This is a genomic window from Acidovorax sp. LjRoot74 (assembly GCF_964254355.1).
In the GTDB taxonomy this organism is placed as follows: domain Bacteria; phylum Pseudomonadota; class Gammaproteobacteria; order Burkholderiales; family Burkholderiaceae_C; genus Acidovorax.
In genome coordinates, this window is sequence record NZ_CAXUTI020000001.1 from 2,565,189 (window position 1) to 2,577,439 (window position 12,251).

Consider the following 12,251-nt stretch of genomic DNA (forward strand, 5'->3'; position numbering starts at 1 on the left):
GTGCGTGCAGTCAACGCTTCAAAACAAACAGGCCACCGCTTTGCCGGGGTGGCCTGTGCACAGACTGGAACAGGGGCGGGCAGGGGGGAGCGCCCGCACGTTCAGTGCTTACTTGGCCGTCGATTTGGGCTGGCTGTCGTCCACCTTCACGGTGAACTTGCCCGCCAGGATGTCGGCCTGCTTGGCCTTGACCTTGGCCACGATGTCGGCGGGCACCTTTTTCTCGAACGTGCCCAGGGGCGCGAGTTCAGAGCCCTTGTGTTTCATCATCGAGTACGGGCCGTAGTCCTCGGCGGTGAACTTGCCGTCCTTCACCAGCTTGAGCGCGCGGTCGATGCTGGGCTCCATGTGCCAGATGGCGGACGCGACCACCGTGTCGGGGTACTGTGGCTGGGTGTCGATCACGTTGCCGATGGCGAGCTTGCCTTTTTCCTTGGCCGCGTCGCTCACGCCAAAGCGTTCGGCGTAGAGCACGTCGGCACCCTTGTCGATCATGGCAAAGGTGGCTTCCTTGGCCTTGGGTGGGTCGAACCAGCTGTTGATGAAGGTGATGGTGAACTCGACCTTGGGATTGGTCTCTTTGGCGCCCGCCATGAAGGCGTGCATCAGGCGATTCACCTCGGGGATGGGGAAGCCGCCCACCATGCCGATCTTGTTGGACTTGGTCATGCCGCCAGCCACCATGCCGCTGAGGTAGGCAGGCTCCTGGATGTAGTTGTCGAACACGCTGAAGTTGGGTGCCTGCGGCTTGCCGGAGGAGCCAAGCAGGAAGGAGGTCTTGGGGAAGTCCTTGGCCACCTTGCGGGCGGCGGCTTCCACCGCAAAGGCTTCGCCCACGATGAGCTGGTTGCCACCGGTGGCGTACTCGCGCATCACGCGCTCGTAGTCGGCGTTGCTCACGTTTTCGCTGGCCTTGTATTCGATCTCGCCGCGCGCTTCGGCGGCCTTGAGCGCCTTGTGGATGCGGCTGACCCATTGCTGCTCAAAAGGCACCGTGTAGATCGCCGCGACCTTGAGCTTGGACTGCGCTGTGGCCAGCGACGGCGCCATCGCCATGGCGGCCGAGAGGGCCAGGGAGGTGCAGAGCAAGCGTCCGGTGAAAAGGCGGCGAGTGGTCATGGTGGGGTTCCTTCAGACAAATGAACAAAGGGATTGGAGGTGCCTTTGTCAAGCAAGGAGCGCGCCAGTAGGCCCCTCGGACTGCGGCAAACCGCTGGCAAGTCTGCCAGAGGAAAGCCACCAGGTGGTAAAAATCTGCGGAGGTAGATGAGCCACCATGAAAAAAAGCCACCGCCGGGCTTCATGGCCCTGCGGTGGCTGGTGCACGCCCTGGCGCGCTGCGCTCTTATTTGGTGCCAAAAATCCGGTCGCCCGCATCCCCCAGCCCCGGCAGGATGTAGCCGTGGTCGTTCAGCTCGCGGTCGATGGCGGCGGTGAAGATCGGCACATCGGGGTGCGCCTTCTGCAGCGTGGCCACGCCTTCGGGGGCGGCCAGCAGGCAGACGAACTTGATGGAGCGGGGGTTGAGTTTCTTGAGCCGGTCCACGCAGGCGGCCGCCGAGTTGCCGGTGGCCAGCATGGGGTCCACTACGATGATGTCGCGCTCGTCCATTTCAGACGGCATCTTGAAGTAGTACTCCACGGGCTGCAGCGTGGCCGGGTCGCGGTACAGGCCAATGTGGCCCACGCGCGCGCCGGGCACCACGTTGAGCATGCCGTCCAGAAAACCGTTGCCTGCGCGCAGGATGGAGACCAGCACCAGCTTCTTGCCGTCGATGACCTTGCCGGTCATGGTCTCCAGCGGGGTTTCGATCTCGATGTCCTGCAGCGGCATGTCGCGCGTGACTTCGTAGGCCATCAGGGTGGAGAGCTCGCCCAGCAGGCGGCGGAAGCTGTTGGTGCTGGCGTCCTTTTTGCGCATCAGCGTGAGCTTGTGCTGGACGAGGGGGTGGGTGATGACGGTGACGTTGCTCATGGCTGGAAGTAGGGTTTTGCTTTTTTGAAACGGGCGTCAGTCTGCCAGAAACCGCGAGTAGCGCGGCAGATCGACGTTGCCGCCGCTCACGATCACACCCACGCGCTCGCCTTGCAGCAGCTTGGCGCCGTTGTCTTCCCCCGAGAACGCCTGCGCGCCCGCAAAGGCCAGAGCGCCCGTGGGTTCGACGACCAGCTTCATGCGCTGGGCAAAAAAGCGCAGGGCTTCGATGAGCTGCTGGTCGCTCACGGTGACGATGTCTTCGACATGCTCGCGGATGATGGGGTAGGTGAGTTCTCCCAGGCTCGGGGCCTGCGCACCATCGGCAATGGTGTGTGGGTTGGGGATGCGCACGAGGTGGCCCGCGCGCAGCGACTGCTGGGCGTCGTTGGCCGTCTCGGGCTCGACGCCGATCACCTTGCACCGGGGCGCGAGCGCTTGTGCTGCCAGCAGGCTGCCCGAAAGCAGGCCCCCGCCGCCCAGGCAGACAAACAGGTAGTCGAGGTCGGGCACCTCCTGCAGCAGCTCCAGGGCGGCCGTGCCCTGGCCTGCAATCACATGGGGGTGGTCGAACGGCGGGATCAGCGTCATGCCCCGCTCGTTCGCCAGCTGGCGGCTGATGGCCTCGCGGTCTTCGGTGTAGCGGTTGTAGGTGACCACCTGGGCACCGTATTCGCGCGTGGCGGCCATCTTGGAGGAGGCGGCGTCTTCGGGCATGACCACCAGGGCGGGCATGTCCAGCAGCCGGGCCGACAATGCAATGGCCTGCGCATGGTTGCCGGCCGAGAAAGTGAGCACGCCATGTTCGCGCTGCGCATCGCTGAACTGGGCGAGGGCGTTGTAGGCGCCCCGGAACTTGAAGGCGCCGGTGCGCTGCAGGTTCTCGCACTTGAAGAACAGCTTGGCGCCCAGCCGCTCGTCGATGGTGTTGCAGCGCATCACCGGCGTGTGGTGCGCCACGCCCGCCAGCCGCCGGGCAGCAGCGGCCACGTCGTCATGGGTGGGCAGGCTCACAGGAGGGGGCATGCTGGGCACGGTCATGGTGGCGTCCTCGCTGCGGGGCATGGGCCGCCCCGGGTTGCCACATGATAGCCCTATGGGCCCGATTTGGGCATAAAAATAGCTGCTAGCGTCTGATGGGTAAGCGCTGGCAGCTATGAATTTGGTAGTGAGCGAGGCGTTTCTGTGTCTTCTTCTGCCTTGCCCCTCGGCCCCAGGAGATAGGGCGATCGGTGGTCCTTGGGGCTGTCTCTGCGCCGGCCCCCCTGTTTCGTCAGCCCAGGTCGTTGAACCGGATCAGCGGCGTGAGCGAAGGGAACTCGCCCGCCCGTTTTTGCTTCATGGCCGTGACGGCCTCCATCACGTGCCGGTTGCTCCAGATGGCGCCCTGCAGCCAGCCCATCTGGCGCAGGCTGTCTTCCACGCTGTGGTCGCGCGCGTAGTTCACGGCCTGCTTGGTGCCCCAGATGGCGACGGGGGGCTTGCTGGCAATCTCTTGCGCGCATTGCAGCGCGGCGGCCAGCATGGCCTCAGGGGTGTCGAAGACTTCGTTGACCAGGCCGTAGCCCTGTGCCTTTTGTGCGCCCAGGCGGCGGCCTGTGTAGGCCAGCTCTTTGACCACGCCCAGCGGGATGAGCTTGGGCAGGCGCTGCAGCGTGCCCACGTCGGCCACCATGCCGATGTTGATTTCCTGGATGCAGAAGAACGCGTCGGCCGTGGCGTAGCGCACGCAGGCCGTGGTCACCATGTCCACCGCGCCGCCGATGCAGCCGCCCTGGATGGCCATGATCACGGGGATGCGCAGGCTTTCGATGCGGGTGAAGGTGGCCTGCATGTCGGTGAGCAGGTCAAAGATGGCGGCGCGGCCTTCGGGGCTCTGGTCGTCCATGGTGATGGCGCCGCCAAAGGTTTCGAGCGCCATGCCCGCGCTGAAGTGTTTGCCGGTGCTGCTGACGACCAGCGCACGCGCCTCGCCGCTTTTGTTCAGCTGGGCCAGCACCTCGTCCAGCTCGCGCCAGAAGGTGGGGTGCATGGTGTTCATGGCCTCCGGGCGGTTCAGCACCAGGTGGGCCACATGGTCGGTGATGCTGAGGGAGAAGCAGGTGAGGGTGGTGTTCATGGGCCGTCACTGTAGACCCGCTGGCCGCTGGCGGGTCGTCGCCTGGGTGACTTGGATCGTTTTTGGCCGTCTCCGCCTGTCTGTATTGGGTTGATTGCTATGAAAAGAGGAGCATTTTTAGTGGCCGAGTCAGTCTCCCCCCCCGCCGCAGCCACCACCGCCATCTCCCCCGCCGTCCCCTCCATCCCCGCCACCACCGTCCGAGCTTTCGGCGCCGCCAAAGTCGCCTGAGCTGCCGCTGTAGCTGCCGTCCGAAAAGCTGGTGCCGCAGTAGCTGTCGCCACCGCTGCCGCCCGCGTCGCTCTTGCGGGCAATGTCGGAGCAGTCGGGCACGTAGGTGAAGCCCCCGGCAATGGCGAACTTGGCATCCAGCGCAAACAGCAGGGGCAGGCGGCTGGGGGCCTTGGGGTCAATGGATTCCTCCTTGCACACCCAGTACCAGCAGCGGCGCAGGCCGTCGTTGTGGCGGGCCTTTTTACCCAGGGCCTCGGCCGGGGTGTGGTGCAAGAAGAAGCCCAGGGCGTTGTGGCACCACAGTTTGTAGGCCTGGGTGTGCAGGATGAACTCATGCCACAGCGCATCCACGGCCTTCGATGGCATGGCCACAAAGTCCTTGTTGCTGCGCAGGCAGGCCATGAAGAACTGGCGCAGGCCGCGTTCAACCAGGTCGCAGTCGCGGGGGCTCAGGTGGGGGTAGGTCTCGCGCAGCTTGCGCTGCAGAAAGCGGGGCAGGGGGGCTTCGCGGATGTAGCGCTCGCGCACGGCGGTGGTCCAGCGGATGAGGATCACGGTGACCAGCACCGTGGCAAACACATACAGCAGCCAGATCCACTGGAGCTTCCACACCCCGGCAAACACCCCGATGAAAGCCAGCACCCACAAAATGATGGCCGCCTGGACCACTTTGTTGCCCCAGCGCACCAGGGCGTGTTCGACTCGTTGCATTGTGTCCCTCCTTGTTGTTGTGTGTTTTGGCCATTGCACGGCCGCAATGTGACCGAATCGTGACAAACGCATGGCATTGTCGCCAGCCTGTCACAAGGCCACCACACCTGGGGAGGGTTGGGGCGGCAACGGGCGGGGGCTGCAGGGCCCCGTCGCGCCGCCCCTTCTCTTCAGCGGCGCTTGCTGCCGCCGCCGAAGATGCCGCCCAGCACGCCGCGCAGGATCTCCTTGCCCACGTTGGTGCCCACCGTGCGCACGGCCGACTTGGCCATGGTCTGCACCAGCCCGTCCTTGCGCCCGCCACGCGGTCCGGTGGTGCCAAAGAGCAGGTCGTTGAGGAAGCTGCTCTCCTGCGGCTGGGCTCCGCCTGGCGCCGTGCCGATGGGGCTGGCGCCGCCTGTTGTGCGGCTGGCAGGCGTGCCCGCGGGTGCGGGCGGCGCGTTTTCGGCACGGCCCTTGAGCTTTTCATAGGCGGATTCGCGGTCCACGGTGGTTTCGTACACACCGGCCACCAGGGAGCTGGCCATCAGCGCCTGGCGCTGCTGCGGGGTGATGGGGCCGAGCTGGCTGCCCGGGGGCAGCACGAACACCCGCTCAGTCACGCTGGGGCGGCCCTTGGCGTCCAGAAAGCTCACCAGGGCCTCGCCCACGGCCAGCTCGGTGATGGCGGTCTCGATGTCCAGGCCCGGCTTTTGCCGCATGGTGGTGGCCGTGGCTTTCACGGCTTTCTGGTCGCGCGGCGTGAAGGCGCGCAGCGCGTGCTGCACCCGGTTGCCCAGCTGGGCGAGCACGCTGTCGGGAATGTCGAGCGGGTTCTGCGTGACGAAATACACCCCCACGCCCTTGGAGCGCACCAGGCGCACCACCAGCTCAATGCGCTCGATGAGCACCTTGGGAGCTTCGTTGAACAGCAGGTGGGCCTCGTCGAAGAAGAACACCAGTTTGGGCTGGTCGGGGTCACCGATCTCGGGCAGTTGCTCGAACAGCTCCGACAGCATCCACAACAGGAAGGTGGCGTACAGGCGCGGCGAATTCATGAGCTTGTCGGCCGCCAGGATGTTGACCACCCCGTGGCCGTCCACCGTCTGCATGAAGTCCTGGATGTTGAGCATGGGCTCACCAAAGAACTCGCTGCCGCCTTGCTGCTCGATCTGCAGCAGGCCGCGCTGGATGGCGCCCACGCTGGCGGCGCTCACGTTGCCGTATTCGGTCGTGAACTCCTTGGCGTTGTCGCCCACGAAGGTGAGCATGGCGCGCAGGTCCTTCAGGTCCAGCAGCAGCAGGCCGTTGTCGTCAGCAATCTTGAACACCAGGTTGAGCACGCCCAGCTGGGTCTCGTTCAGATTGAGCATGCGGCCCAGCAGCAGCGGGCCCATGTCCGACACCGTGGCGCGCACCGGGTGGCCCTGTTCGCCAAACACGTCCCACAGCGTGGTGGGGCAGGCCAGGGGGGTGGGCAGCTCCAGGCCGCGTTCCTTGAGCACGCCAGCCAGTTTGTCGCCAATCTTGCCCGGCTGGCTGGCGCCGGTGAGGTCACCCTTTACGTCGGCCATGAACACCGGCACGCCAATGCGCGAGAAGTTTTCGGCCAGGGTCTGCAGCGTCACGGTCTTGCCTGTGCCGGTGGCCCCGGTGATGAGCCCGTGGCGGTTGGCCAGGCCGGGAAGCAGGTGGCATTCGGTGGTGTCGTGCTTGGCAATCAGCAGGGGTTCGGCCATTTCGGGTTTCCTCGGGGGTACAGGTTCGGCAAAAAGTAAAATCCGCCAGCTAGATTAAATCAATACAAAAGGACTTCTCGTGGCAGGACACAGCAAATGGGCGAATATCCAGCACCGCAAAGGGCGGCAGGATGAAAAACGCGGCAAGATCTGGACCCGCATCATTCGCGAAATCACCGTGGCTGCCCGTGCGGGTGGCGGTGATCTGTCTGCCAACCCCCGCCTGCGCCTGGCGGTGGACAAGGCCAAGGCGGCCAACATGCCCGCCGACCGCATCAAATACAACATCGATAAGGCCACGGGCAACGCCGAAGGCCTGACCTACGAAGAAATCCGCTACGAAGGCTACGGCATTGGCGGCGCCGCCATCATGATCGACACCATGACCGACAACCGCGTGCGCACCGTGGCCGAAGTGCGCCACGCGTTCAGCAAGCACGGCGGCAACATGGGCACCGAAGGCTCGGTGGTGTTCCAGTTCAAGCACTGTGGCCAGCTGATTTTTGCCCCCGGCACCAACGAAGACAAGGTGATGGAAGTGGCGCTGGAAGCGGGCGCCGAAGACGTGGTGACCGACGAAGACGGCGCAGTGGAGGTGCTGACCGCCCCAGCAGACTTTGAGGCCGTGAAGAACGCACTGGAGGCCGCAGGCCTGACGGCCGAGGTTGCGGGCGTGACCATGCGGCCTGAAAACACCATCGAGCTGACCGGCGAAGATGCTGCCAAGATGCAAAAGCTGCTGGACGTACTGGAAGACCTGGACGACACCCAGGAGGTCTACCACAACGCGGCGCTGTGACTTTGCACCCGTAGATCACCGCTTTTTTCTTGCCCTGACCTGTTTTCCGACTGATATTCCCCCGAACCCTGCCCGGCAGCGCATCGCTGCGGGCCAGGTTCACCAAAGGTTCCTATGAAAGTACTTGTGATTGGTGGCGGCGGCCGTGAACACGCGATGGCGTGGAAACTGAGCCAGTCCCCCAAGGTGACCAAGGTGTTTGTGGCACCCGGCAACGGTGGCACGGCCTTGAACCCCAAGCTCGAAAACGTGGCGATCTCTGACGTGCGCGAACTGCGTACCTGGGCCCAGGCCGAGAAGATCGCTCTGACCGTGGTGGGCCCTGAGGCCCCCCTGGCCGCCGGTGTGGTGGACGAGTTCCGCGCCCATGGCCTGCGCATCTTCGGCCCCACCAAGGCTGCGGCCCAGTTGGAAAGCTCCAAAGCGTTCAGCAAGGCCTTCATGCGCCGCCATGGCATCCCCACGGCCGACTACGACACCTTCACCGACCCCGCTGCGGCCCACGCCTTTGTGGACCGTTTGGGTGCGCCCATCGTCATCAAGGCCGACGGCCTGGCTGCGGGCAAGGGCGTTGTGGTGGCGATGACGCTTCAGGAAGCCCACGACGCCGTGGACTTCATGCTGGTGGACAACAAATACGGCGTGACGCACAACGAAGGCGGCGCGCGGGTCGTGATTGAGGAATTCCTCGAAGGTGAAGAAGCCAGTTTCATCGTGCTGTGCGATGGCAAGAACGTGCTGGCCCTGGCCACCAGCCAGGACCACAAGCGCCTGAAGGACGGCGACGAAGGCCCCAACACCGGTGGCATGGGCGCCTACTCGCCCGCACCCGTGGTCACGGCCGACGTGCACGCCCGTGCCATGCGCGAGATCATCCTGCCCACCATCCGTGGCATGGAAAAGGACGGCATTCCTTACACCGGCTTCCTGTACGCCGGGCTGATGATCGACGCGAAGGGCCATCCCAAGACGCTCGAATTCAACTGCCGCATGGGTGACCCCGAAACCCAGCCCATCCTGATGCGCCTGAAAAGCGATTTCAGTGATGTGATGGGCGCTGCGGCCGACGGCAAGCTCGACCAGATGGAACTGCAATGGGACCGTCGCACCGCGCTGGGCGTGGTGATGGCCGCCCACGGTTACCCCGAGGCTCCGCGCAAAGGTGACCCCATCACCGGCCTGCCTGCTGAGGCGGACGATGCCGTGGTGTTCCACGCGGGCACGCAGCTCAAGGACGGCGTGGTCAGCGTGACGGGCGGCCGGGTGCTGTGCGTCACCGTGCTGGCCGACAGCGTCAAGCAAGCGCAGCAACGTGCGTACGACGTGGCGCGTGGCATCCAGTTCGATGGCGCGCAGTACCGTCGTGACATCGGCTTCCGTGCCCTGAAAAGCTGATGGCAGACGCGCAAAGCCTGAACGCAGCCGACACGGTGGCCCATGTGCGTGGCTACCTGCAGGGCCTGCAGTCCCGCATCACCGATGCGCTCGAAGCTGTCGAAGGCGAGGGCGGTGCCCGCTTTCTGGCCGACGCCTGGAGCAAGCTGCCGGGTGAGCCGCTGCAAGGCGATGGCATCACCAAGATCCTCGAAAACGGCAGGGTGTTCGAGCGCGCCGGGTGCGGCTTCAGCCATGTGCGCGGCCCGCAGCTGCCGCCCTCGGCCACGCAGCACCGGCCCGAGTTGGCGGGGGCGCCCTTCGAGGCCATGGGCGTTTCGCTGGTGTTCCACCCGCGCAACCCGTATGTGCCCACGGTGCACATGAACGTGCGCATGATCGCCGCCGGTCACCCCGGCCAGGCGCCCACCTGCTGGTTTGGCGGTGGCATGGACCTCACGCCTTACTACGGGTTTGAAGAAGACGCAGTGCACTTTCACCGCACCTGCCGCGACGCGCTGGAGCCGTTTGGCGATGACAAGTACCCGCGCTTCAAACAATGGTGCGATGAATACTTTTACCTGAAGCACCGCAGCGAACAGCGCGGCGTGGGTGGTGTGTTCTATGACGACTTCTCGGAGCTGGGCTTTGAGCAGAGCCTGGCGATGACCCAGTCGGTGGGCGACGCTTTCCTGAGCGCCTACCTGCCCATCGTCGAGAAACGCCAGGGCATGCCCCATGGCGAGCGCGAGCGCGACTTCCAGCTCTACCGCCGGGGCCGCTATGTCGAGTTCAACCTGGTCTGGGACCGGGGTACGCACTTCGGCCTGCAGTCGGGTGGTCGCACCGAGTCCATCCTGCTGTCGATGCCACCGCTGGTGTCTTGGTCGTACCAGCGCGCTGACGCTGCCGATTCGGCCGAGGCCGCATTGCTGCAGCGTTTTCTGGTGCGCCGCGACTGGCTGGACAGCGGGGCTGCGACAGCGCCCTGACGGGGTAAAAAGCGCAAAAGCTATAATTTCAATAGCTGTCCGCGCTTTTTACACAGGCGCAAGAGGCCAAAAACACTCCAAACCGACGCTGCGCCAGGGTGCAACACCCGCGCAACAACACGCAATATCCAAGGCGCAGCCCTATTGGTTGCACGCCATGTTGCGCGCTATATTGATTCCATTCCCTCTCTAACCACCGCCTGATGACCACCTCCACCAAATCGGAAACCGCCGCCAAAAAAGACGTCACCAAACTCCAGCGCGCCATTGTTGATGGCCTGGAGGACGTCAAGGCGCAAGACATCCAGGTCTTCAACACCGAGCATCTCTCGCCGCTGTTTGAACGGGTGATCGTGGCATCGGGCACCTCCAACCGCCAGACCAAGGCCCTGGCCGCCAGCGTGCGCGATGCGGTCAAGGAAGCGGGCTTCTCCAAGCCCCGCATCGAAGGCGAAGACAACGGTGAATGGATCATCGTGGACTGCGGCGCGGCCGTGGCGCACATCATGCAGCCCGCCATACGCCAGTACTACCGTCTGGAAGAGCTGTGGGGCGACACCCCTGTGCGCCTGAAGCTGGGTGCTGCCAAGCCCCAGTCCAGCGCCGCCACCGAGCTGGCCGAGAAGAAGTCGGCCCAGAAGGCCGCCAAGTCCGGCGCGAAGGCTTCTGCCAAGGCGCCCGCCAAGAAGACCGCAGCCCCCACGGTAGCCGCCCGTTCGGGCAAGGCCACGGTCAAGGCCGTCGCCAAGACCGCTGCGAAGACTGCCGCCAAAACGCCAGTCAAAGCAGCACCCAAGCCAGCGGCAAAAACAATGGCCAAAGCGGCACCCGCCAAGACGGCAGCCAAAACCACCGGTACGGTGGCTGCCAAGAAGCCCGCAGCCACCAAGACGCCTGTCAAGACGGTGGTGGTCAAGCCCGTGGGCGCCAAAAAGCCCGCAGCCAAGAAGTCGTCACCTGCTGCCAAGGCCCCCGCACGCGCAGCAGCCAAGCCTGCTTCCGCACCGGCCAGCAAGGCGGCGGCCAAGCCTGTTGCCAAGAAGGCCCCGGCCCGCAAGGGTTGATACGCGGCCGCAGAGCGCCCAGGTGGGTGCGCTGCGGCAACCATCCCCCACGCATCCAGGTTGATCCATGAAGCTGCTTATCGTGGCGGTCGGGCAGCGGGTGCCCGATTGGGCACAAACGGCTTATGACGACTACGCCAAACGTTTTCCGCCCGAACTCAAGGTCGAACTCAAGGCCGTCAAGACCGAGCCACGTGGCTCCAAGACCCTGGAGACGCTGTACGCGGCCGAGCGCGAGCGCATCGAAGCGGCCATCCCGCGTGGCACGCGCGTGGTGGCGCTGGACGAGCGTGGCACCAACCTCACCACCAAGGCCCTGGCCGAACGCCTCAAGGGCTGGCAGCTGGGGGGCGACGATGTGGCGCTGGTGATTGGCGGCCCCGACGGGCTTGACCCTGCCTTTCGCCAGACTGCACATGAGCGCATCCGCCTGTCGGACCTGACCCTGCCCCATGCCATGGTGCGCGTGTTGCTCATCGAGCAGCTGTATCGGGCCTGGTCGGTGAATGCCGGGCATCCTTACCACCGCGAATGATGCGGGACAGGGTGGTTGTGCTACTTCCAAATGCTATTATTTTTATAGCTTCTGGCGCTTGATGGGCAGGCGCAGGGGCCGATTTTTATTCAAAATCTGTTCATGCCAGACTTCATCTACCTCGCCTCCCAAAGCCCGCGCCGTCGTCAGCTGCTCGAACAGCTGGGTGTGCGCCATGAGTTGCTGCTGCCCAATGTGGAGGGCGACGAAGCCGAAGACACCGAAGCCATCGAGGTGGTGCTGCCCGGCGAAGCGCCCACGGCCTATGTGGAGCGTGTCACGGCGCTCAAGCTGGATGCCGCCGTGGCCCGCCGTGGCCGCCGTGGCCTGCCGGATGCGCCCATCCTTTGCTCCGACACCACCGTGGCCCTGGGCCGCACCATCTACGGCAAGCCCGACGATGCCGCCCATGCCGCGCGGATGCTGGCCGAGCTGGCAGGCCACGAGCACCGCGTGCTCACGGCCGTGGCTTTGCAGGTGGGTGCCAAACGCCTCACGGCGCTGTCGGTGTCGCGCGTGACCTTTGCTGCCATGACGCCCGCACAGATCGATGCCTATGTGGCCACGGGCGAGCCTCTGGGCAAGGCCGGGGCCTATGGCATCCAAGGCCGGGCGGCTGCCTATGTGGAGCACCTGGCGGGCAGTTATTCGGGCATCATGGGGCTGCCCATGTACGAGACGGCACAACTGCTGCGCGCGGCGGGCTTCCCTCTATAAGCAAAAATAACAC

At 64.8% G+C, this 12,251-nt stretch carries 12 protein-coding genes; 6 read left to right on the forward strand and 6 right to left on the reverse strand.

The annotated features are described in order from the left end of the window. Nucleotides 1-108: 108 nt before the first annotated feature. From ACSQ3O_RS12000 to ACSQ3O_RS12025, 6 genes are all read right to left on the reverse strand, one after another. Complete coding sequence (locus ACSQ3O_RS12000; protein WP_436139013.1) at nucleotides 109-1,119, reverse strand: BMP family protein; 1,011 nt, start codon at nucleotides 1,117-1,119, stop codon at nucleotides 109-111. A 226-nt stretch (nucleotides 1,120-1,345) separates the two neighbouring features. Beyond that, nucleotides 1,346-1,975 carry a uracil phosphoribosyltransferase gene (upp, locus tag ACSQ3O_RS12005; protein WP_094291073.1) on the reverse strand — a complete coding sequence of 210 codons (630 nt, stop codon included), beginning with the start codon at nucleotides 1,973-1,975 and terminating at the stop codon, nucleotides 1,346-1,348. Nucleotides 1,976-2,011: 36 nt separating this feature from the next. After that, nucleotides 2,012-3,040, reverse strand: coding sequence for a threo-3-hydroxy-L-aspartate ammonia-lyase (locus ACSQ3O_RS12010; protein ID WP_436139014.1), 1,029 nt, complete (start codon nucleotides 3,038-3,040; stop codon nucleotides 2,012-2,014). 208 nt (nucleotides 3,041-3,248) lie between these two features. Further along, nucleotides 3,249-4,094, reverse strand: a complete 846-nt coding sequence (locus ACSQ3O_RS12015; RefSeq protein WP_436139015.1) for an enoyl-CoA hydratase-related protein — start codon at nucleotides 4,092-4,094, stop codon at nucleotides 3,249-3,251. 129 nt (nucleotides 4,095-4,223) lie between these two features. Continuing rightward, nucleotides 4,224-5,039 (reverse strand): glycine-rich domain-containing protein, encoded by an 816-nt coding sequence (locus tag ACSQ3O_RS12020; protein WP_436139016.1) that lies wholly within the window; start codon nucleotides 5,037-5,039, stop codon nucleotides 4,224-4,226. Nucleotides 5,040-5,209: 170 nt separating this feature from the next. Next, nucleotides 5,210-6,757 (reverse strand): helicase HerA-like domain-containing protein, encoded by a 1,548-nt coding sequence (locus ACSQ3O_RS12025; RefSeq protein ID WP_436139017.1) that lies wholly within the window; start codon nucleotides 6,755-6,757, stop codon nucleotides 5,210-5,212. Between the two features lie 79 nt (nucleotides 6,758-6,836). On the opposite strand from ACSQ3O_RS12025, the gene ACSQ3O_RS12030 reads away from it, so the two are divergent. From ACSQ3O_RS12030 to ACSQ3O_RS12055, 6 genes are all read left to right on the forward strand, one after another. Then, nucleotides 6,837-7,556, forward strand: coding sequence for a YebC/PmpR family DNA-binding transcriptional regulator (locus tag ACSQ3O_RS12030; RefSeq protein ID WP_137747876.1), 720 nt, complete (start codon nucleotides 6,837-6,839; stop codon nucleotides 7,554-7,556). Between the two features lie 114 nt (nucleotides 7,557-7,670). Further along, on the forward strand, nucleotides 7,671-8,951 hold the full coding sequence (purD, locus tag ACSQ3O_RS12035) for a phosphoribosylamine--glycine ligase (protein WP_137747875.1): 1,281 nt from the start codon (nucleotides 7,671-7,673) through the stop codon (nucleotides 8,949-8,951). Further along, nucleotides 8,951-9,922 carry an oxygen-dependent coproporphyrinogen oxidase gene (gene hemF / locus ACSQ3O_RS12040; protein ID WP_436139018.1) on the forward strand — a complete coding sequence of 324 codons (972 nt, stop codon included), beginning with the start codon at nucleotides 8,951-8,953 and terminating at the stop codon, nucleotides 9,920-9,922. Before purD ends, hemF begins: the two co-directional genes overlap by 1 nt. Nucleotides 9,923-10,125: 203 nt before the next feature. Beyond that, entirely contained in the window at nucleotides 10,126-10,986 is an 861-nt protein-coding gene (rsfS, locus tag ACSQ3O_RS12045) for a ribosome silencing factor (RefSeq protein ID WP_436139019.1), read from the forward strand. Nucleotides 10,987-11,053: 67 nt separating this feature from the next. Further along, nucleotides 11,054-11,521: a 23S rRNA (pseudouridine(1915)-N(3))-methyltransferase RlmH gene (gene rlmH / locus ACSQ3O_RS12050; protein ID WP_436139020.1), complete on the forward strand. Its 468-nt coding sequence runs from the start codon at nucleotides 11,054-11,056 to the stop codon at nucleotides 11,519-11,521. 102 nt (nucleotides 11,522-11,623) lie between these two features. Beyond that, nucleotides 11,624-12,238 (forward strand): Maf family protein, encoded by a 615-nt coding sequence (locus ACSQ3O_RS12055; RefSeq protein WP_436139021.1) that lies wholly within the window; start codon nucleotides 11,624-11,626, stop codon nucleotides 12,236-12,238. The last annotated feature ends 13 nt before the right edge of the window (nucleotides 12,239-12,251 follow it).

What these genes read in the sequence shown, in the direction of transcription:
- upp (WP_094291073.1), bottom strand. Translation starts at nt 1,975, where the DNA reads ATGAGCAACGTCACCGTCATCACCCACCCCCTCGTCCAGCACAAGCTC.
- hemF (WP_436139018.1), top strand. Translation starts at nt 8,951, where the DNA reads ATGGCAGACGCGCAAAGCCTGAACGCAGCCGACACGGTGGCCCATGTG.
- rlmH (WP_436139020.1), top strand. Translation starts at nt 11,054, where the DNA reads ATGAAGCTGCTTATCGTGGCGGTCGGGCAGCGGGTGCCCGATTGGGCA.
- ACSQ3O_RS12055 (WP_436139021.1), top strand. Translation starts at nt 11,624, where the DNA reads ATGCCAGACTTCATCTACCTCGCCTCCCAAAGCCCGCGCCGTCGTCAG.
- purD (WP_137747875.1), top strand. Translation starts at nt 7,671, where the DNA reads ATGAAAGTACTTGTGATTGGTGGCGGCGGCCGTGAACACGCGATGGCG.
- ACSQ3O_RS12010 (WP_436139014.1), bottom strand. Translation starts at nt 3,040, where the DNA reads ATGCCCCGCAGCGAGGACGCCACCATGACCGTGCCCAGCATGCCCCCT.
- ACSQ3O_RS12020 (WP_436139016.1), bottom strand. Translation starts at nt 5,039, where the DNA reads ATGCAACGAGTCGAACACGCCCTGGTGCGCTGGGGCAACAAAGTGGTC.
- ACSQ3O_RS12025 (WP_436139017.1), bottom strand. Translation starts at nt 6,757, where the DNA reads ATGGCCGAACCCCTGCTGATTGCCAAGCACGACACCACCGAATGCCAC.
- ACSQ3O_RS12000 (WP_436139013.1), bottom strand. Translation starts at nt 1,119, where the DNA reads ATGACCACTCGCCGCCTTTTCACCGGACGCTTGCTCTGCACCTCCCTG.
- ACSQ3O_RS12015 (WP_436139015.1), bottom strand. Translation starts at nt 4,094, where the DNA reads ATGAACACCACCCTCACCTGCTTCTCCCTCAGCATCACCGACCATGTG.
- rsfS (WP_436139019.1), top strand. Translation starts at nt 10,126, where the DNA reads ATGACCACCTCCACCAAATCGGAAACCGCCGCCAAAAAAGACGTCACC.